The sequence below is a fragment of the Bacillus sp. JZ105 genome (assembly GCF_053903125.1).
This window is the reverse complement of record NZ_CP096387.1, coordinates 815,545-835,199: the sequence shown is the minus strand read 5'-3', so window position 1 is coordinate 835,199 and position 19,655 is coordinate 815,545. Positions and strand designations below refer to the sequence as shown.

The window sequence follows — 19,655 nt, the reverse complement described above, 5'->3', positions numbered from 1 at the left end:
TTCACCTAGTGAAAGGTGAAGGTCTTTTGGTTTATGGACGCCGCTTTCGATTTGGGTCCATCCCGATCAGCTTGGTGACAAGTACCATTGTGACAGGCAGTGACGTATTCTTTTTATACGCTAAATATTTCCCGCGCCATTCAGGCTTATATTTCTGTTTAAACGACCGTAAACCGCTGAAGCTGTACATGTATCTGACATTGTTGAAAATGACACTCGCCAAACGCTCCGTGAGAAAGGACTGATGGAACGTCCCCACATTCGATAAAGGTGCCATTCCCATGTTAAATGATTTGTAGCCTCTTTCTTTCGCCCATTGAAACAGGTGGATAAACAGCGCATCCATCATCCCGTTCGGTGCATCATGTATATGACGCATTAAATCGATAGAAATCTCCCCTTCTTGATACATCGGCATCAATGATACAAAGGAAATGATCTGTCCTTGTTCATCCTTTAGAATCGCAATCGGTGCTTTTTGAAGATAGTCTTCTTGAAAATAACCGAGAGAAAATCCTTTTTCTTTTTTCTTTCCGAGCCAGCTGTCAGAGATCTGTTTTAAGGTTGAGATCAACTCATCTGAAAAGGGAGGTTCCAGCATTTCAAAGGTGTAGCCTTCTCGTTCAAATTTATTCGCCACAGCTCGTAAATTTGATTTTTTCTTACCTGACAGAGTAAACGTTTCTAAATCGACCATGGCTTCTTCTCCAAGCTTAAAGAAGTGAAAGCCTAAGTCATGATAAAGAGCCATCCCTTCTCGTTCTACTTGATAAAAAGCGACGCGGTAGCCGGCTTTTTCTGTCTCCTGTAAAAACTCTTCAAGTACAAGCGGATAAGACGCCTCACGTCCAGATGGATCTCCGAGCACAATAACGCAGCGGCCAATTCGCCCAAACTGAAGCATTGCTTCTCCATCACTTGAGAAAAATAGTTTTTTGTCGCCTAAAAAGCCAAGATGACTGAGGGCATTTCCGCCCTTTTCTTCTAAAAACGTTTTTAGTTTTTCCTCATCTGCTTTTTCTCCAATCGGAAAGGCTTTCTTATTAAAAATCAATTTACTAATGAAGAAGAAAAGCGGTACACCGATGAGAGCGATCATGCTTGTCATCGTGATATGCCGTTCATTATGCACCAAGTAATCCTTACTCAAGAAATGCCCGATTTTTGTCCAAATAAAGTTGCCAATGACATTATAGTTAAAGAGCACGAATAAATAACCAGCGGCAGCCGTCACAAACTGATACAAGGAATAAGGTGCCTGCTGCTTCACAAATTGATTTCGAAGAGAGAAAAACACAGCCATGATGACTGGCAAAATAAAGATCAGACTGAGGTTAAACCCCTTTAACAAAGTAAACACAAAACCGCCTGCTAAAGAGATCATTGTCAGCACGTATGATCTTTTCGTTCTTTTATACACTTCAATGGATAAAATCATCAGAATGATTCCGAACATTAAGGAAAGACCATTAAACCCCGATAACAAAAAGCGCGGAATGCTGGTAATCACACCTAATCGATCGACTGGAAGCACAACAGACGCCACGATAAGCAAGCCGCTTCCAAAGGTTAAAATCGATAAAGACCCGTACAATAACCGGATTAATAAAGCACGGTGTAAAACAATTAAAACGTTCGTTGTTTCAATGGCAGGGGCCATTTTGGGATTGCCTTCAAGACGTCTAAGCGTCGTTCCCGTTAAATCGTAAGCCGCTAGACAAAGCCCTAAGATAAACGGGAAAATCGAGTACACGAAGCGGTACAAGACGAGCGCCGTCAGCACCATCTCTTTATCAAAACCAATGTACTGCATACTTAGTAAAAAGATGAGGTCAAACGAACCAAATCCGCCCGGAACCATACTGATTAAACCGCCGATTGACGCAATCGCAAATACACCTAAGACAATTCGGACATCGACATTCATCCCCATAGAGACGACAGCCATATACATGACAAGTCCAGCTGCCAGCCATTCTAAAAACGATGCACCGATATAAGCATAAATTGGATGCTTCAGTCCATTTTCACCGCTCTCGATCGAGCTTTTTCGAATGGATGCCATGACGATATATATCGGAACAATACAGGCAAAGATAATGACAAATGCCCATAGCCACGGTTCCTGGCTGATAATACTTTCAACAGGAAGCACCCTGACCAAAATCAAATCACTGAAAATAGATAAGCCCAAAAGGACAGAGGAAGTTAAAAGGGCAATGCCTTTCAGCAATTTTTTCGTATCTGTTATGTACTCCTTATAGAGAAGCGTTCTAAGCCCTGCTCCTGATAGACCGCCAAATCCAAGAACACTGTTAAAGGAGTTCGCAATCCAGGAAATGCGTATCGTTTTCCAGCCGCTGATGGGCATATCAAGGCTTTTTCTTAAAATAAAATCATATAAGGACATCGATAAAACCGCGACAAGTCCAAGAAAGACAAGAATAAACAAGTCCATTCGGTTCAAGCTGTCAATAATATAAAACGTCTTTTTAATGGAAAGTCCGCTCAGCTCCTGCTTCGCGACAAAAATCAAGACAAGGATAATAACGATCGGAAAAAGCATTTTTAAGATCGTCATACCCGTTTTTTTGTTCCACATGTTTTTCCCAACTTTCTAGGTTGCTTCATTATTTCAACTGAACATTATTATACAACAAATACCACTTGATTCATGCAGTTTAACACTCAAAAGCTTGACGAACCTTTCAATTAGAAGTAAAAATCAGTAATATAAAGAAAAAGAGCCGCTTAAAGGAAGTGAACAAGCATGGAATATAATATTCATGACACCACCGTATTAAAAGAAGAAATTCTATCTCCAGAAGAAAAAAAGACATGGGTTCTTTATATGAAAGTGCTCACAGCAGCAGGTCTTGGAGATGTTTCTGAATGGATGAAGCTAGATATGAGTATGCCTCAAATGAAGGTGCTCATGCTGCTCAATAACCATGGCTCTCTCAAAGTATCCGAAATCGCTGAAAAAATGGGCGCTTCTTTGTCCAATATGACAGGTCTGCTTGACCGGTTAGAACAGTCTAACTTTGTCGTGCGAAAGCACTCTGAGCGTGACCGGAGAATCATTGTCGTAGAGCTGACAGAGGAAGCGAAAAATATTTTCAGAAGTATTTATCAAAAAGGACACGAAAAAATCAAAAATTCCCTGCAGCGGCTCAATGACGAGGAAAAAGAAAAAGTCAATGAAGGCCTTGCTATCCTAGAAAAAGCACTGCGTCCTGAACGCGGCTAAACATGAAAAGGGAAAAAGACGGTCACCTGAGGTCCGTCTTTTTTGTTTCTTCTACTTGTCGATCTGGGGTTTTACGAATCACTTCTCTGTCATCCCATAAAAGATAGGCTAAGCCAATGAGAAGAAAAAAGATGCTGATCCACGTACCGCCAGGAATCAGCTGTTCAAGTTCCTCAATCGTTCTTTCTGAGCCTAAGCTGTTACTATAGCGTATCTCAAAAAGAACATATTTCGCTATATAAAACAATGCCGCCATACAGATAAACATGGCACCGACAATTCTTCTTCCAGACATGCGTTTACTCCTTTAATTCCACTGATTTCTTTTGATTAATTCCGTGATATGGGCAAGGTGATGCTTTGAATGCCAGACATACATTCCTGCTGCATCATATAAGGACACCGTTTGTTGATCGGCAGGGTGATAATACGAAGCATTGAAGTCTTCCTCTGACATTCCCCTTAGTAAAGTGACCCACCTGCGATGCAGACTGCTGATCAAAAGCAGGGATAAACTAATGGGCGCCTTGCTGTCAGGAAGTGAGGCAAATCCATCCTGATCATATGGACGTATGTCCGGTGTATCTTCTGTGAGAGCAAGTTTGAATCGTAAGTATGCATTTAGATGGCTGTCTGCTACGTGGTGAATAAGCTGACGAACAGTCCATCCTCCCGGCCGATAAGGTGTATCAAGCTGAGCATCTGTAAGCGGTGCGGTCACCGCTTCATACTCTTCGGGGATTGCAGCCAGCTCATCAATCCATGTTTCAAGCTGTGCTTTCGTTTTTGTTTCTACCGTTTCATATAAGCCAATCGGATATTGTAATGATGTCATATGTTCTCTCCTCTCTCAAATCCTTCAAGCACAAATTTTCCAATCATCTTTCCTTGCTCAAGCGTTTGATGTGCCTGCTTCAAGTTAGCAGCATTGATCGGACTGAGAACCTTTGTTAAGGTATGCGTTATTTTTCCCTGCTCAAATAGCTCACCCGCCTCTGTCAAAAGCTCATGCTGCTTGATCATGTCCGCTGTTTCATACATAGGACGTGTGAACATAAATTCCCATACAAATGCGGCGCTTTTATTTTTGAGTAATTGAATGTCTAGGTTGTGCTCATTTTCGACAATGGTACAGATCGTGCCTTGCGGTTTGATGGCTTCTGCCATGCCTTTGAAATGTCCATCTGTATCATTTAAGCATAAAATAAAATCCACTTCGCCGATTCCTTTTTCCTCGAGCTGCGCTAAAAGCGGCTGATGATGATTAATGATATGATCGGCACCTAATGACAGACACCACTCTTTTGTTTCTGGTCTTGATGCGGTAGCGATCACAGTTGCCTTCGCTAATTTGGCTAGTTGAATGGCGATAGAACCAACACCGCCTGCACCACCAATAATCAGCAAGGTTGAGCCTTCAGCATTCCGCTTCATATGCATCCGGTCAAATAAAGCCTCATAAGCCGTAATTGTTGTAAGGGGCATCGCGGCTGCTTCTGCAAAGGATAGATTGGCAGGCTTTTTCGCCACAATACGTTCATCCACAAGCTGATATTCACTATTCGACCCTTGACGCGTAATATCTCCCGCATAGTATACGTGGTCACCTGGCTGAAACAATGTACACGCTTCGCCCACTTCAACAACCGTACCGCTTGCATCATAGCCAAGAATTTTCAGTTTTTCTTCCTTCTGATCCTTCGGTGATCTCACCTTTGTATCAACTGGATTCACTGACACAGCCTCTATCTTCACGAGTACATCTCTGCCAGACGCCTTAGGCTTTTCAACCTCCTGATCCATCAGGCTTTGCTCATGCTCAATCGGCAAATACTCCAATAGTCCAACTGCTTTCACTCGCTCGCACTCCCTTTCTCTATTCTTTCTTTCCACATTTTATCATAATTTTCTGATGTTTATGGCTGGATCAAACGAGTGATGGCACATTTATGACCTTTTCAGGGCCTTTCGCTCCCTCGCCATGTATGAAGGACGTGCTTTTTGCAAAGAAGGAACATAAGTGAACCAGCTGTTGGATTTAAAAAACAGCTGAACGTAGTAAAACTGAATGTGCTGTAGAAAAACAACGATCAATAGGAAAAAAGTGAATAAGAGAGTAGATAGATCCACCCTTCCTTGTATCCATTCATTGATCAATAGAATGACAAAACTGAGGATGAGGAGCTGTTCAACTCTTTGCACGAGCTGGCTAAAGACATGCCCGCCTTTTGATAGATCAGCAGACTGGTGCTTTTTAATCTTTCTCGATTTGTAGAACCAAATGATACTTTCTGCTAAGTTATGAGTTATAAATAGTGCAATAAGCGCTATCGATAAAGGAGATGGATGATAAAAAATTGGGACTACAGATGGGATCACAAGAAAATAAATGGCAATCAATGCGTGTCTGACTGATAAGAGAAATAGATCTTTTTCTATGGATGTTTTCATGTCTTTCACCTCCATATGTACTACGTTTCAATTGCCAAAATGTTCCCCTTCGCTAACAAAAAGCAGCGCTTAGAACAACAGGGCCTTGCGGGAGCTTGTTATCCTTTTTCGGTTCAAGGGTAACAGCCACGGTATCCCAGGATTCGCTTGCTTCTTTTTCAGATAACGCATAAGTGACGGTTCCTTCCCCTTTATGATCTTGCTGGAACAGGCTGATCTCCTTTAATGCCACACTTGATAAACAGCAGATGAATCAAGCTGACCCTTTAAGCCGTCTGCACTCACTACAAGTTCTTTTTCTGAAAAGGAAGTGTGCTCCTCATGAGAATGTACTTACTTTACATACAGACCGTTTGGATCACCAATCGTACAAAAGTCAAGAATCCATGTTGTGACCACTCTCTGATCAGTTGATTTAAACAAACTCTCGTCTCCCTCTCAATTGAATTGAGGTAGAACGCCTTCTTTCCTCATGTCATAATAGGGTGTAAATTGGAGAAATTGGAGTGTCCGTATATGATGGTGACGATTGTTCTTTTTTTATTAGCAGGTTTGGCAGAAATTGGCGGCGGCTATTTGATGTGGCTTTGGCTGCGTGAAGCAAAACCTGTCAGCTTCGGGATCGCCGGCAGCCTCATCTTGGTTGCATATGGCGTCATTCCAACCTTCCAGCAGTTCCCGACGTTCGGACGGGTTTATGCTGCCTATGGCGGTGTTTTTGTCATTCTTGCTGTGTTTTGGGGCTGGTGGGTCGATCGGAAAACACCTGATCTATATGACTGGATGGGTGCTTTGATCTGTTTGGCTGGAATCAGTGTGATGTTATTTGCGCCTCGCAATTAATGGACGCATATAAAAAGTGCTGCCCACATGCAGGCAGCACTTTTATCATATTTGAATGTTTCAACGAGCTCCAGCTGTTTGTAATTCTTTGTTTTTCTCTTTAAAGCGTTCGTTATGAGAGGAAACGTATGCCACTTTTTCAGCTTCTGGTTCGATGTACAGCTTTGCGCTATTCAGTGCATTGACTCCATCAACAAACGTGCCGGCAATTAAGCGGACCTTGCTTTTATGTGTACACAAGTCGCCTACCGCATAGACGCCCGGTAAATTGGTTTCCATTTTTTCATTAACCTCGATCAGTCCCCATTCACCTTGCTTGAGGCCCCATTCTGATAGCACGCTTAAATCGCCTTTCATCCCGTGATTGACAATCACAGCATCTGTTTCAATTCGTTCTTTTTCACCTGTCTCTATGTTTTGAATGGTGACCGCAGCAATTTTGTCGCCTTGACCATGCAGCTCTGTTAGTTCATGCGGGGTTAAAATTCGTTTGCAAGTTGCCTTCATGTTGGCGACGTTTTTCTCATGTCCGCCAAACATGTCTCGGCGATGCACGACGGTGACACTTTCAGCAATCGGTGCAAGTGCATTGGCCCAGTCAACCGCTGAGTCGCCGCCTCCAGAAATCACAACCCGCTTCCCTGCAAATGTCTTAAGCTCCTGGACAGTGTAATAAAGGTTTGTCACTTCATAGCGGTCTGCATGCTCGATTTCAAGTTTCCGCTGAACTGGAATGCCGTGACCCATCGCTAATATGAGGGTCTTTGTCAAATGACGATCACCATTTTCAGCCGTCAGCAGGATATGATTATGTTCATCTCGCTCAAATGACGTGATTTTTTGATTCAGTGCAATCTCTGGTTCAAATGTTTTCGCCTGTGTTTCCAGCTGCTGTATCAGCTGTTCTCCTCTTGTTGGCGGCAAACCGCCGACATCCCAAATGACCTTTTCAGGATACAGAAGGATTTTCCCGCCAAGGCTTTCGTTGTACTCAAGTACCTTCGTCTTTAAGTCCCGCATCCCACTATAAAAGGCGGTGTACATGCCTGCCGGCCCGCCGCCAATAATGGTGACGTCAAACAATTCAAGCTGATCTGTCATTTGAGTCCCTCCAGTTTTCCATCGAATGATCTATTTTTCAGTGATATTGATTCTCATTATCATATGTACCTATTGTAGTCTACTCTAGTGAAGGGAATCAATAGCTTTCTGCAAAAAAGAACAGGACGAGCGCTCACTCGTCCTGTCATCCATCACACAATGGTTAAACCAAGGTCTTTTAATTCAAGAGAAACAAGTCTTGCAATCGCATCTGCGCCTTCTTTTGTAAAGTGCGTGCGATCCTCAATTCCTGTTGACAGCATAAAGTAAGAGGTCGTTTTCTCTATGCCGGAAATTTGATAAAACTGAAGACTTGCGGTATTTAAATCGACGAGAAGAACTTCTTCTTCGTCGGCTAATTCTTTCATAGCGGCACAGTAATCAGGAAAATCATTGATAAATTCTCCGTCTTTTTCATGAAAACGGCCGACTGGCGTTAATAAAAGTGGTGTTGCCCCTTTTGCTCTTGCTCCATGAATATATTGAGACAGGTAGCTTTTATACGTTGTGAAAGGATCTGTATGCCGCTCAGGCTTTTCCTTGGAAGCATCATTGTGCCCCATTTGCGTGAAAAGCCAGTCTCCTGGCTGAATGTCAGCCAATATGTCATCAAGGCGTCCTTCTTCAATGAATGTTTTTGAGCTTCTTCCACCAATGGCACGATTCTCGACGTTCACCCCTTGCGCTGTATAGCGGTGTAAAAACTCTCCCCATCCTCCTTGAACAGGACGATCTGGATAAGATGAAACGGTCGAATCACCAGCTAAATAGATGGTTGTCATGTTCATACGCCTCCCTTTTTCATTGAGTCACTTCACCCAAGCGATACGGGCATCCCAGTGGCTGCTGAAAAGATATGAAACAATCAGCATCGCTATTTCAATTATTCTCTTTTTAAAGATTAAAACCCTGCTTACCGGTAATGTGAATGTGTTAAATATGCGGCGGAAGTTCTATTTTTGATTTCACTGCTTGATGTAACGCCTGAAACATGTAGCCAATTCCTTTATATGGAGCCAGCGGATAATTCGCTTTTTGATGAGGCTGTAATAAAGGGCCGATCACTTTTCGATATTTCTTTCCACCTAATACCACCAGTTCATCATATGCGAAAAGGTTTTTTTGATGAAATTGCTGTCTCAGTTCTTCTCGTGTGATCTGCTTAGCATGCGGTGTACCAAAAGCCACATCATAATTTTCATGTATGATATCATCTGCCTTTAAGAATCCGTGCTTCGCTGATAAGATCAGCCAGTCTGAAAAGAACGTTTGAGCATAGCTTTTCGTACGCTGATGCAGGGGACTTAAATACACAAGGTTCGCTGGCTGGCTCCCTGCTTCTGGATCGACATCCCAAATTTTCTTCGCGCCACATGGTATGATACAAACTCGCTTCACTCAGGTTTTCTCCTTCCTTTTTCGATAGATTTGATACACGATACATCCTAGCGCTGTGCCAAGTGTATTTAAAAGAATATCATCAATATCACTGCTTCTTGTAATGATACCAGATTGCGAGAACATCCATTGGAGCACTTCGATCATGGTTGACAGGAGAAAGCCACCAAGAACCGCCTTTTGCCAGCGCATAGTTCGAAAGGCTTGATATAGAAAAAAACCGAGTGGTACAAATAACAATATGTTTCCTGCTAAATTTAAAAAGACAAGATTTGGATACCCATGATGGTAGGCGTGAAGATTTTGATAAATGGACTGCAAAGGCATCAGGTTGACACTCACCTGATCTCTTGGGGCGGAAAAACGATTAGGGAAGACCGTCAAATATAGTAAAACATTCGTATAAATAAAAAGACTGGCAAGGACCAATTCTGTCCGCAAATAGATAAAACGATTGTGTTTTTTTGCCTGTCTGTATCTCATATGTAAATAGAGCGGGACGAGCAGGAGAAAATAAGCAATGGAAAACATAGCACTGGAAGTCATACAGAGAGCTGCCCCTTTCTCACATGATGATGCTTGACCATATTTACAGCTTATTCAGGCTTGCCCGCATCTATTCATCACTTATTCTCACATTCAATGAAGAAAGAACCATATTGACAAATCGTCATTTCCTCGCTAAAATGAATGACATTCAGTCATTTAAGGTCGGTGATGATATGTCGAAACGAGAAAAGATTATGCTTGCTGCGATTGATGCGTTTAAAGAAAAAGGCATCGAAAAGACGACCATTTCGGATATTGTGAAAGCAGCAGGAGTAGCGCAAGGAACGTTTTATTTATATTTTCCTTCAAAGCTTTCCGTCATGCCTGCAATCGCAGAACATCTTATCGCACAGATGGTGCCTGCAATCGAAAAGGAATTAACTCAGCATGCAGATGTCCTCGATCAAGCAGATGCGCTTGTTGAATTCATTTTCGCTTTTACAAGGCAATACCGTGATGTCCTTGCCCTGACCTACTCAGGCTTAGCCGCCACCGAGCATTTAAAGGAATGGGAAGATATTTATGAGCCGATTTACAAATGGGTCGCTGCTTTTCTAGAAAAAGCAAAGCAGGACAAACGAGTCCGCGCGAATTTGAACTGTCAATATGCAGCCAAATTCATTATCGGTTTACTCGAATCGTCTGCTGAGCAAATGTACTTGTTTACGGAAACAGATACAGAAGAGGTTCTGATTCAAAAGCGAGAGGTGAAGCAATTTCTTCTTTACGCACTTGGCATAGAGACACCTTAACTTAGTACAGCACTTGCTGTACGCTCTTTTTCGGCTTGAAAATGACGAATCGTCAGTTTTAGGAGGAAGTAGAATGAAAAAAAGTTGGATGTATGTTGCACTCACTTGTTTATTCGAATTACTTTGGGTGTTTGGTTTAAATAGAGCAGATGCGTTGTGGGAGTGGGCCATCATTATCTGCCTGATCCCAGTTGATTTTTATTTTTTAATGAAGGCCTGCGAAAAGCTGCCGACAGGGACTGTGTACGCCGTGTTTGCCGGAGTTGGAACGATTGGAACATCTTTGATGGATTATGCGCTGTTCGGCGGTTCGTTTTCATTAGAAAAGCTCATATTTATGGGTATTTTAATTCTTGGGATTATTGGACTGAAAGTGTCTGATGGAGATGCCCATGAGCAGAAAGGAGAAGCGGTATAAATGGGCTGGTTTTTTGTACTGTTGGCCTCTGTCTGCGAAATCGGCGGCACCATTGGCCTCAATATGTTTAGTAAGAAAAAGCAAATCACGACAGGCATTTTATTTGTCGGCGGGTTTGCCTTATCCTTTTTGTTTTTATACGCCTCGTTCTCATCCGTTCAAGTATCCGTCGCCTATACGGTCTGGATCGGGCTTGGAACTGCGGGCTCTGTCTTGTTTAATATGATTCTATTTAAAGAGCCGAAAAACATGATTCGTATACTCAGCTTGCTGCTGATTGTGATTGGTGTGGTTGGGCTGAAGCTGTTTGCGTAATTGAATCACAAGAAAGAAAAAGTTTATGATGGTATTAGTCATACAAAAAGCAATGGAATTGATTTTCCATTGCTTTTTAAGTTATTTTATAAACTTTTCTTGGTACGCTTTAAATTGTTCTTCGTATTTTTGCAACTTTTCCCCATCAACTTTTGAATTTAATTTCGGTTTTCGCTTTCCAATCACCATCACATCTTTATCTACAATAGGACTTGATAAAAAGATGTATGGTGCAAAACGATCACACTTCGTATTTGGGAGAGTTACGGATAACCTGGCATATTCTTCTGTCGGGAATTGGTTTGAAATTTCAAGTTCTTTGAGTCCCTCTAATTCCGATATCGGCTCCAAAGACTCGTCCTTCACTTTTATATTTGATAAGCACAGATATGTTAAATTTTTGAGGTATCTTAAAGGTTGAAGAGTATTTATATTTAATGTATTCCAAATCCCGCCTGACAATTGTAGAAATTCTAAACCAGTGTTTTTTTGCAAAGGGGCTATGTCATTCAACTTTGAAAAATCTGTTATGGATAAAGATTTTAAAAAAGTATTTTTTGATAAATCCCATAAACTTTGTGCCTTTGTATTCCATTCAAGTGCCAATACCTCAACATCTTTAAGAGAACTGATGATTGATAAATCTTCTACTCTCAGTTCATGCACAAAGAGCATTTTGGGATTAACTAAGCTTAAGATCGTATTGAACTCCTTTTGGTTCACTTTGTAAATCCACAATTTCGTCAGGTTAGAAAAAGATTTCAACCTTTCAATACTTTTTGTTTTTCCTGTGATTAACAACTCAGTGGAATTTTCATCTACATCGCCTAAATCATGAACAACTTCTGGTCGTTTATCATGATGGAAAATATATTGGGGGTCTTCTTTTCGCATGCTTTTACCTCCACACCTATAATTAAGGAATATCTAAATAAATTTTATCAGTATTTTGGAGTCAACACATGATTATCTTTAGCACTTTCTGATATTCCTTCTGAAGAAACAAGGAAAGAATAAAAACTAGATGATCTTCTTTGGTCGCCAATCGTGATTATGACCTCTGTTTTCAATCCATTTTATAAAATCTTTATCATCTAAACATTGGAGACTATCTGCTGGGCAGCGGACTTCTTAGTAGATAATAAAGTTAGTAAAACGTCTATATATATACAAATAAAAGAACTCTAATTCATATACGAATTAGAGTCCTCATGATATAACTGATTTTATTTTTCCACCTTAAAATCGAACCCGCTAATTTATTTCTCGTTTAATGGGTGTCTTGCTGCTCGAGCAAGAGATCCATTGCGTAAATCGATTCGCCCTTCTCATCCAATAAAAAGTACACAATCAAAGGCTCTCCAAAAGCTGCTGTCTGCTGCGTGAACAAAACACAGGTGAATTTTTCAATACCCATTGGCAGCTTTCTTTTTAATAAAGGGTGAAGAATAGGCGAAGCCCGAATTGTATCTACATCAACTTCCCAACGTTCGTTTTTTAAAGTTGGATAATGCTCTGATAACAATTGGTGTAACATATCGGTCGTGAGCGCTGCTTTTCCATCGCATCCATCATTTATTATGTTGGTGTTATACATCCGATGGCTGCTCACCCTTTGAAGCGTTGATTCGTATTCCTTTTAAGACAAATCGTTTCTGACCATCAAGTGTACAGGTGATCAATGTCAGTTCATTTTTCCCACGATCCTTTAGTACATCCACATCCGTCGGTTCAATCGTAGCTGAGCTGACAATTTTATATTCGTATGTTTCAGCTTGATGATGTAAGACAACTTTTTCTCCTTTAGGCACCTCTGGCAGCTGACGGAAAAGACGATCGCCTCTATACCCTCTATGCCCTGCAATCGTGAAATTCCCTTCACCTGGCATTTGATGAGATTTAATTTGAGTCAGTGCTATACCTAAATTTTCTTTTGATGTAACAGGAAGCACTTTTTCGTTTAAATCAATTGACGGGATCTCTAGCTCCATCACATCTCGCAGGTCTTCTTCTGACACAGTTAAATGTGGAATAGAAGAAAGGGCATCACTGTCATTTTCTTTAATCATCTTTAATGCCTGTTCCATTGCTGCTGTCTCTTGAGAAGTTCGCCACTCATATAGAAAAGGAACGGAGATGAGCATCAGCCCCGTGACCACCAAAAAGCTGCCTAATAAGGTTCTTTTTTTCATCAATACACTCGTTCCTTCCTTTTACTGAATGGTTCTTCTTCTGACAACAAGAAGAACAGTTCCAGAAGCTACTAGTAAAATCCCTGCATACATCAAATAACGCAGCCATTCTTCACCAGTCTTTGGCAGCTCACCGTTTGAGTCATGAGGCGGATGCTGATCCCCTTTATCTGAGGCTGGAGGATTCGTGTGGTCCTCTTCATTCTTCACTGGTGCATTTTTCACAATCATTGTCTTGATCTCCACTTCGCCCATTTGAATTGTAAAAGCGAGCGGCTTCTTTAAAGCTACATAACCATCTGGAGCTTTCGTCTCTGTGAGTAGATACTCTCCAGGTTTAAGCCCTTTGACAATGGCTTCTCCGTCTTTTCCTGTTGTCACAGATTTTATGGTTTTCCCGGCTTTTGTACGAATGTCAAAGGATGCCCCTTTTAAGGTTCTATCTGTCTGCTGGTCTACCTTTATGATACGCAGACTTCCTAAGATCAAGTGATTCTTCGCTGTTAATTGAAGCGGCTTCTGCTGATTTTTCTCAATTGTGAACAGGATCGGCTTATCATCCAATTGATAGCCATGAGGTGCTTTCGTTTCAACGAATTGATATTGTCCCGGTTTTAAATCATTGATGAGAAGCTTTCCTTTTTGATCCGTTACAAGTGATTTCTTCAACGTTTTCCCTTCTTTACTCAGAAGAGCAAACTCTGCATTTTCCAGCGTATGTCCCTCATCATCCACTTTGGTCAGTTCCACTGCTCCCGGCGTCAGCTTGTTAATCATTTCTACTTTTGCTGGTTTGTCTTGACCTAAACGAATCCTAAATGAGACAGGTGTCTGATCCAGTTCATAGCCGGCAATGCTTGCTGTTTCGACAAATTGATAGGTGCCTGGCTTCAGTTGATCGACTGTTAGTTGACCATTTTTGTCTGTCTTTAAGTCTTTCTTTATACGTTGATCGTGCTCATCAAGCAGATCGAAGGTCACTCCATTGAGTAACTGACCATCTTCTCCTTTTTTCTGAAGCTGCACAGCACTTGTCGTCCGAATATTTTCTTTTGTCACTTTCACCAGTTGTTTTGGATTGAAATCAATCTTAAAGTCTACTGGTTCTGCATCTAGTTTATGTCCAAAAGGAGCCTTCGTTTCAACCAATTGGTAAGCGCCTGGTTTCAAATCGTTGACAGTGATGATGCCTTTCTCGTTGGTTGTTAAACCTGACATCAATTCTTTACCATCGTCATTGAAAAGGGTAAATTCTGCGCCTTTCAATCTTTCTTTTTCTTCTCCTATTTTTGTGAGTTCAACAGAACCTTTCTTAAGCTGATTGATTGCCTCCACTTGAATCAACTCTTTTTGACCTAATTCAACTTCAAAGACAAGTGGTTTCGCACTCAATTCATAGCCTTCAAGACTCTTTCTTTCAACAAATTGATAGGTTCCAGGTTTTAGCCCTGTGAAGGTGATCTTTCCATCCTGATTGGTTGTGATTCCTTCTCCTCCTGCCACTATCTTTCCTTTATCATCAGATAGATCAAAGACAACCCCTTCTAATGATTTCCCATCTTCGCCTTTTTTGTGCAGCAGCACTCCGCCTGTTTTGCGGCTATTTTCTTTTGTCACACTGACCAACTTCTCAGGGTTAAATGGAATAGCAAAAGTGACAGGTGTTTCGTCGAGCTCATGACCGAATGGAGCCTTCGTTTCAACAAACTGATAGGTTCCAGGCTTCAGATCGTTGACGATGATTTTCCCGTTCTGATCAGTGACGAGACCTGTTTTTATCTCTTTTCCATTTGCATCTACAAGCTTAAATTCTGCTCCTTCAAGCACATCATCCTTTTCACCGAGCTTCGTGAGCTGGACAGATCCAGTTTTGAGATCATTGATCACTTTGATTTCTGCCGGTGTTTTTTGTGCGATTTCGATAGTAAAAGGATAAGGTTTATTATTCTTTTGGTAACCATCAACACTCTCTGTCTCCACGAGCTGATATTTGCCCGGTTTGAGATTGTCGACCAAAAGCTTCCCATCTTCATCTGTTGTCAAATCTTTACGCACAACTTCGTCATTTTGATCCAAGACTTCAAATCGAACACCTTGAAGTTTCTTGCCATCTTCCCCTTCTTTCATCACTTCTAATGCACTTGTTTCATATAGGTTCTTTTGCGAAATGACGACTGGTTCCTTTGGATCAAGTGGTACTTCAAATTTGATTGGCGTTTCATCTAATACATAACCATCAGGTGCTTTTGTTTCAATGAGCTGATACGTACCCGGCCTTAGTTCGTTTATCGTGATCTTGCCATTTTCTCCTGTGACAAGCGACTTTTGCAGCTCTTGCCCATCTTGATCTAAAAGCTTGAATTGTGCACCTTCTAGTCTCTCTCCGCCTTCACCTATTTTGCTCAATTCTGCTGAGCCTTTGATGATGTCATTTACTGCAGTTAAAATTGTTGTTTCTGTTTGATTTTCTTTAATGGTAAACGGCCATTTTTGCTGATTTAACTGATAGCCTTTCGGTGCGTTTGTCTCCACAAAATAATAGGAACCTGGCTCAAGATGTTTGAAAAGAATTTCTCCTTTTTCGTCCGTTTTCAAATGAGTTTGGACGGTCTCTCCAGATTCATTTTTCAGTTCAAATTCTGCATTCTCTAATGCCGCACCTGTCTCTTTGTCTTTTTTCGTGAGCTTAACATGCTGGCGGATTTCTTGGTTCTGCACCGTCATGCTATTTCCTGTTTTCGCTTGATCTCCTGATTCGTAAGGCTGATCAATTGTGACATGGATCGGTTCCTTCGTCTTAATATAACCATCTGGTGCTTTCTCTTCTGTCACGATATAGTCACCATACAGAAGACGATCAAATCGAAGAGCTCCTTCTTCATCTGTTGTCTTTGTTCCAATGACGATACCACTCGCAGCATCTGTCAGAGAGAAGCTTGCTCCTTTTAGCGCTTTTCCACTACTCGCATCTACCTTTTTAACGGTTAAAGCACCAATCGATCCTGTGCCATCTCCCATGCCAGCGGTGCGTTTCACCACAATTGAGGCTTCAGATTCCTTTTTGATTTCTTTTACATTTTCACCTCTAAACGTTACTTCGTTTTGAAGTGTACTTCCCACTTTATCTAAAATGAGAGATTGATATTCTAAAATATATGGTCTCGTGATTTCTTCTTTAAATTTAATTTGAAAAGAATCTGGATCAAATTCAAGGTCTAGCTCAAAATCCTTCCCTTTTTCCAGCACTTCTCCTTTTGTCACTTGCCCCTTTTCATCTATTGTCGTCGAATAGAGATGAAATGAGTTTTCTATTATGGCTTGGTTACTGCTTGGATGGTCTATAATCGTCGCATCTTGGACTGTTGATTGACCAAAGTTGATATTCAGCTTCCAATCAATGACTTTCCCTTGCTGATTTCCTGATTTGCTCGTGTATTTCCCCCCATTTGGAATGGATACTACAGCATTCACATCAGATTCTTTTGTCTGTCCATCATAAAGAGTCGCTTTGTTCTCGTAAGTTTTTTCTACTAAATCCATTCCTTCAACACTTGTTTGATACGTGATTTTGTATGGGGAATCAATGGCTTTTTTAAAAATCACTTCGAAGCCTGGTTCTCCCTTTTCATTTTCAAGGAATTTGATGTCGTAATTTTCTTTCGATAATACGTCTTTTTCTTCCGTACCATTTTCCCCGCCATGTAAATCAAGCGAGTAGATAGTGATTGAATCTTTAAGCAAACGCTGATTTCCTTGAATGAAATCTTCAATTCTCGCCTCTTCTAGATGTTTCAAATTATAGTTCACACCGATATTCCATGTGATCTCTTTTTTCTTTGCATCATATGTTCCGTTCTTGAAACCATTTGACTGCGTGTATGTGTCAGGCGTGAAGACAGACTGATTTTCCTTCGTCAAATCCTTGCCATCTTCATTTACCCATTCAAGCTTTACATGATTACGCAGGTTCTTTTGATTTTTATCTGCTCTTTTTTCATAATCAAAAGACGTTGTATAGGTGACGGTATGTTCTGTCTTTATTTCTTTCGTAAATTGAATATCAAATCCATTTGCATGTTCAACGATTTGATATTCTGTGCCTTCTTCAAGCACTGTATTACCTGTCGTCACTTTTAAACTATCTTTTTGCAGCGTCAATCCTTCGTTTGTAAACGTATCTTTTAATATCAGATTGTTCATCGTTTGTTGATCTTTGTTGAAGGTGATACGCCATGGAATGGTCTTGTTCTTGTAATTCGGTGTTCCATGATTTTTCGTGAGGATTTGCTGGTCAATTCTTTGCTTCCCTTGTTTGCTCTCTTTGCCAGCTGTTACCGTATTGATAATCTCTTCAGCTTCAAAAATCCGCTCGGTTGCTTTCGTTTGATAGGTGATGAGATAAGCTGATTGAATATCTTGATTGAATTGCAAGGTAAACCCGTTTTGTTCATCCTTTTTTTGCGGTTGAACCACATAATTTTCAAACGCTTTTGTTCCTGCTTCGTTGCCATTTTGATCAATTGTGACTTCTTTGACTTGAATGGAATCAGATATCAGCGCCTGTGTGCCGTTAAAGAAGTCTTCTAACAAAGCGTCTTTTTGAGCCAGCGTTTTTTCGTTATAGTTATACCGAATTTCCCAAGTAATCGTTTGTGTGACTGGATCGTAGTGGGCGGCTTTTTTATTTAAAGGACTGCCTCTTGTCACATTCACTGTGCCTTCTGCTGAACTGATCACTTTATCACCAGAAACAAGGGACGCTTTATTACGAAATGCAGATTGATCCTGATTCGTAATATCCGTTTCATACATTAAACGGTAAGCTAGATGCACGTCATCTTTAAATTCAATCGTGAAATCTTGACCATCTGCTGTTTGGCCAATTGTGTAGTGGTTTTCGTCAAGCAGCTGACCAATCGATGTTTCACCATTTAGTTTTGTATCAATACGATAAAGCTTAATTGAATCTTTTTTCAACGCCTGACCTTCTTGAATCGGATCTAACAGTTTCGCTTGTTTCACATCTTCTAAATCCATATTAAAATCTACTGTCCATTGAATGGTTTCAGCATTGTAAGATCGATTTGGTTCTCCCTTTTTAGAGACGTTTGGGCCATTTGGAATGTATTGAATCGGGATTGATATTTTATCCTTTCCTTCAATCGGGGTAATGACCACTTCTTTTTCTTCAGTGATGACTGTTTTTTGATCTAATTGCGTCCACACTTGAAGTGTTCCATGGATATTTGAATATTGTTTGATAAAATCGGTGAACTTGATGGAGGCATTCCCGCTCTCATCTACAGAAAAATAACCAATGGTTGCCTGATTAAATTTCATCTCGAGACGATCGATTTTTTCGTAAATCACCAATTCCTCTGGAACTTTGAAATGGAATTCATCCCCGCCATTATAACTATGTCCATTCGGGATGGCCCACTCATAGTTAATGGAAATAAGCGAGTTGATGTCAGGCTTTTCAACTGGATTTCCTTCCTGATCTTCAAATATTAATTTCGCATCAGTGAGGAGATTTTCTTGTATCAGCATTTGTTTTGAAACACTTTGCAGACCTGCACGCTTAGACACGCTCACTTTGTTTTTTAGTAATTCATCCTCATCGTTTTGTTTCGTTTGAGCAGCTTCTTGATTGTTAGAAGCTTTGTCTTTCTCAGATGAAGTTGAGTCATCTTTTGGATGGCTTTCTTCACCCTCATTTTGCTTTGTTTTCTCTTCTTGCTCAGCTATACTGGTGACATCGATGTCTATTGATCCTTCTAAATTTGGATCGATCTCAACATCTTCTTTAAATTCCACCGTCACTTCATTTTGTTTTGAAACGGTATACTCGCCAACAACTATGTCACCCACAGTAATGGGTTCCTTCTGCTCCTTCTCTACCTGGATGGCTGAAGGAAGAGAGAGTACATACGGATATTGCTTTTTTAGATCAATTCCTTTTATAGACCAATGCACAGTGGCCTTTCTTACTTGCTGATCTTCCATGTTTGATAACTTGTTGCCTTCGCTATCAGCAAACTCAATATCCCCATAAATGTTTTCTTGAATGTCTTTTGCTTGTGCCCCTGCCAAAGGCAAAACTCCTAATATACTAGACTGAATGACTAACACGGTAATAAGTGCCAGCGCCAATATTCTTTTCAATACATCCACCCTTTTCTAAAATGAATTTCAACACCGATAAAAAAATCATTTGTATACTGTCTGATCAATCACTCCGCTTCTGATCAAATATTTTCTAAAAAATTGCACCTTAAGACCCTATGAATAAAATGAGTTGATCAATCATGAATTTGAAGGGACTCATGAGTACTGGGTATAATGACTGGTTAGGGGTCTATAGAAGTGGGGAATAGTGAAAGAGA

19 protein-coding genes are annotated in these 19,655 nt (G+C 40.8%); 5 read left to right on the top strand and 14 right to left on the bottom strand.

Annotated features, from left to right (window positions below):
* Positions 1-31: 31 nt before the first annotated feature.
* Positions 32-2,602 (bottom strand): bifunctional lysylphosphatidylglycerol flippase/synthetase MprF, encoded by a 2,571-nt coding sequence (mprF, locus tag M1D81_RS04100; protein WP_456265549.1) that lies wholly within the window; start codon positions 2,600-2,602, stop codon positions 32-34.
* A gap of 168 nt (positions 2,603-2,770) precedes the next feature.
* Between mprF and M1D81_RS04095 the strand changes: the two genes are divergently transcribed.
* Positions 2,771-3,250, top strand: a complete 480-nt coding sequence (locus tag M1D81_RS04095) for a MarR family transcriptional regulator (protein WP_024425228.1) — start codon at positions 2,771-2,773, stop codon at positions 3,248-3,250.
* Between the two features lie 22 nt (positions 3,251-3,272).
* Here the strand turns inward: M1D81_RS04095 and M1D81_RS04090 are convergent, their stop codons facing one another.
* The 5 genes from M1D81_RS04090 to M1D81_RS04070 all read right to left on the bottom strand — a co-directional run bounded on the left by M1D81_RS04090 (position 3,273) and on the right by M1D81_RS04070 (position 5,933).
* Positions 3,273-3,545, bottom strand: coding sequence for a hypothetical protein (locus M1D81_RS04090; RefSeq protein WP_456265550.1), 273 nt, complete (start codon positions 3,543-3,545; stop codon positions 3,273-3,275).
* A 12-nt stretch (positions 3,546-3,557) separates the two neighbouring features.
* Positions 3,558-4,085, bottom strand: coding sequence for a YfiT family bacillithiol transferase (locus M1D81_RS04085; RefSeq protein ID WP_456265551.1), 528 nt, complete (start codon positions 4,083-4,085; stop codon positions 3,558-3,560).
* A complete protein-coding gene (locus M1D81_RS04080) occupies positions 4,082-5,107 on the bottom strand; it encodes a zinc-binding alcohol dehydrogenase family protein (RefSeq protein ID WP_456265552.1) in 1,026 nt (341 codons plus the stop codon). Before M1D81_RS04080 ends, M1D81_RS04085 begins: the two co-directional genes overlap by 4 nt.
* Before the next feature lie 90 nt (positions 5,108-5,197).
* Positions 5,198-5,701, bottom strand: coding sequence for a hypothetical protein (locus M1D81_RS04075; protein ID WP_456265553.1), 504 nt, complete (start codon positions 5,699-5,701; stop codon positions 5,198-5,200).
* 52 nt (positions 5,702-5,753) lie between these two features.
* Positions 5,754-5,933, bottom strand: coding sequence for an anti-sigma factor (locus M1D81_RS04070; protein ID WP_456265554.1), 180 nt, complete (start codon positions 5,931-5,933; stop codon positions 5,754-5,756).
* Between the two features lie 284 nt (positions 5,934-6,217).
* On the opposite strand from M1D81_RS04070, the gene M1D81_RS04065 reads away from it, so the two are divergent.
* Positions 6,218-6,544, top strand: coding sequence for a YnfA family protein (locus M1D81_RS04065; RefSeq protein ID WP_456265555.1), 327 nt, complete (start codon positions 6,218-6,220; stop codon positions 6,542-6,544).
* A gap of 60 nt (positions 6,545-6,604) precedes the next feature.
* Here M1D81_RS04065 and M1D81_RS04060 read toward each other — a convergent pair whose 3' ends face one another.
* From M1D81_RS04060 to M1D81_RS04045, 4 genes are all read right to left on the bottom strand, one after another.
* Positions 6,605-7,645, bottom strand: coding sequence for an NAD(P)/FAD-dependent oxidoreductase (locus M1D81_RS04060; RefSeq protein ID WP_212052912.1), 1,041 nt, complete (start codon positions 7,643-7,645; stop codon positions 6,605-6,607).
* Positions 7,646-7,797: 152 nt separating this feature from the next.
* Entirely contained in the window at positions 7,798-8,427 is a 630-nt protein-coding gene (locus M1D81_RS04055; RefSeq protein ID WP_025093483.1) for a rhamnogalacturonan acetylesterase, read from the bottom strand.
* Positions 8,428-8,578: 151 nt separating this feature from the next.
* Entirely contained in the window at positions 8,579-9,043 is a 465-nt protein-coding gene (locus M1D81_RS04050; protein ID WP_456265556.1) for a DUF6884 domain-containing protein, read from the bottom strand.
* On the bottom strand, positions 9,044-9,589 hold the full coding sequence (locus tag M1D81_RS04045; RefSeq protein ID WP_456265557.1) for a VanZ family protein: 546 nt from the start codon (positions 9,587-9,589) through the stop codon (positions 9,044-9,046).
* A 176-nt stretch (positions 9,590-9,765) separates the two neighbouring features.
* Between M1D81_RS04045 and M1D81_RS04040 the strand changes: the two genes are divergently transcribed.
* The 3 genes from M1D81_RS04040 (at position 9,766) to M1D81_RS04030 (ending at position 11,077) form a co-directional block, all read left to right on the top strand.
* Complete coding sequence (locus M1D81_RS04040; RefSeq protein ID WP_024425822.1) at positions 9,766-10,344, top strand: TetR family transcriptional regulator; 579 nt, start codon at positions 9,766-9,768, stop codon at positions 10,342-10,344.
* A gap of 73 nt (positions 10,345-10,417) precedes the next feature.
* A complete protein-coding gene (locus tag M1D81_RS04035) occupies positions 10,418-10,762 on the top strand; it encodes a DMT family transporter (RefSeq protein WP_456265558.1) in 345 nt (114 codons plus the stop codon).
* Positions 10,763-11,077, top strand: coding sequence for a DMT family transporter (locus M1D81_RS04030; RefSeq protein WP_456265559.1), 315 nt, complete (start codon positions 10,763-10,765; stop codon positions 11,075-11,077).
* 81 nt (positions 11,078-11,158) lie between these two features.
* Here M1D81_RS04030 and M1D81_RS04025 read toward each other — a convergent pair whose 3' ends face one another.
* From M1D81_RS04025 to M1D81_RS04010, 4 genes are all read right to left on the bottom strand, one after another.
* On the bottom strand, positions 11,159-11,971 hold the full coding sequence (locus M1D81_RS04025; RefSeq protein ID WP_456265560.1) for a leucine-rich repeat domain-containing protein: 813 nt from the start codon (positions 11,969-11,971) through the stop codon (positions 11,159-11,161).
* A 376-nt stretch (positions 11,972-12,347) separates the two neighbouring features.
* Positions 12,348-12,674, bottom strand: coding sequence for a hypothetical protein (locus tag M1D81_RS04020; RefSeq protein ID WP_456265561.1), 327 nt, complete (start codon positions 12,672-12,674; stop codon positions 12,348-12,350).
* Positions 12,667-13,269: a class D sortase gene (locus M1D81_RS04015; RefSeq protein WP_034623213.1), complete on the bottom strand. Its 603-nt coding sequence runs from the start codon at positions 13,267-13,269 to the stop codon at positions 12,667-12,669. The genes M1D81_RS04020 and M1D81_RS04015 overlap by 8 nt, the downstream gene beginning before the upstream one ends.
* A gap of 21 nt (positions 13,270-13,290) precedes the next feature.
* Positions 13,291-19,443, bottom strand: a complete 6,153-nt coding sequence (locus M1D81_RS04010; RefSeq protein ID WP_456270891.1) for a SpaA isopeptide-forming pilin-related protein — start codon at positions 19,441-19,443, stop codon at positions 13,291-13,293.
* Between the last annotated feature and the right edge of the window lie 212 nt (positions 19,444-19,655).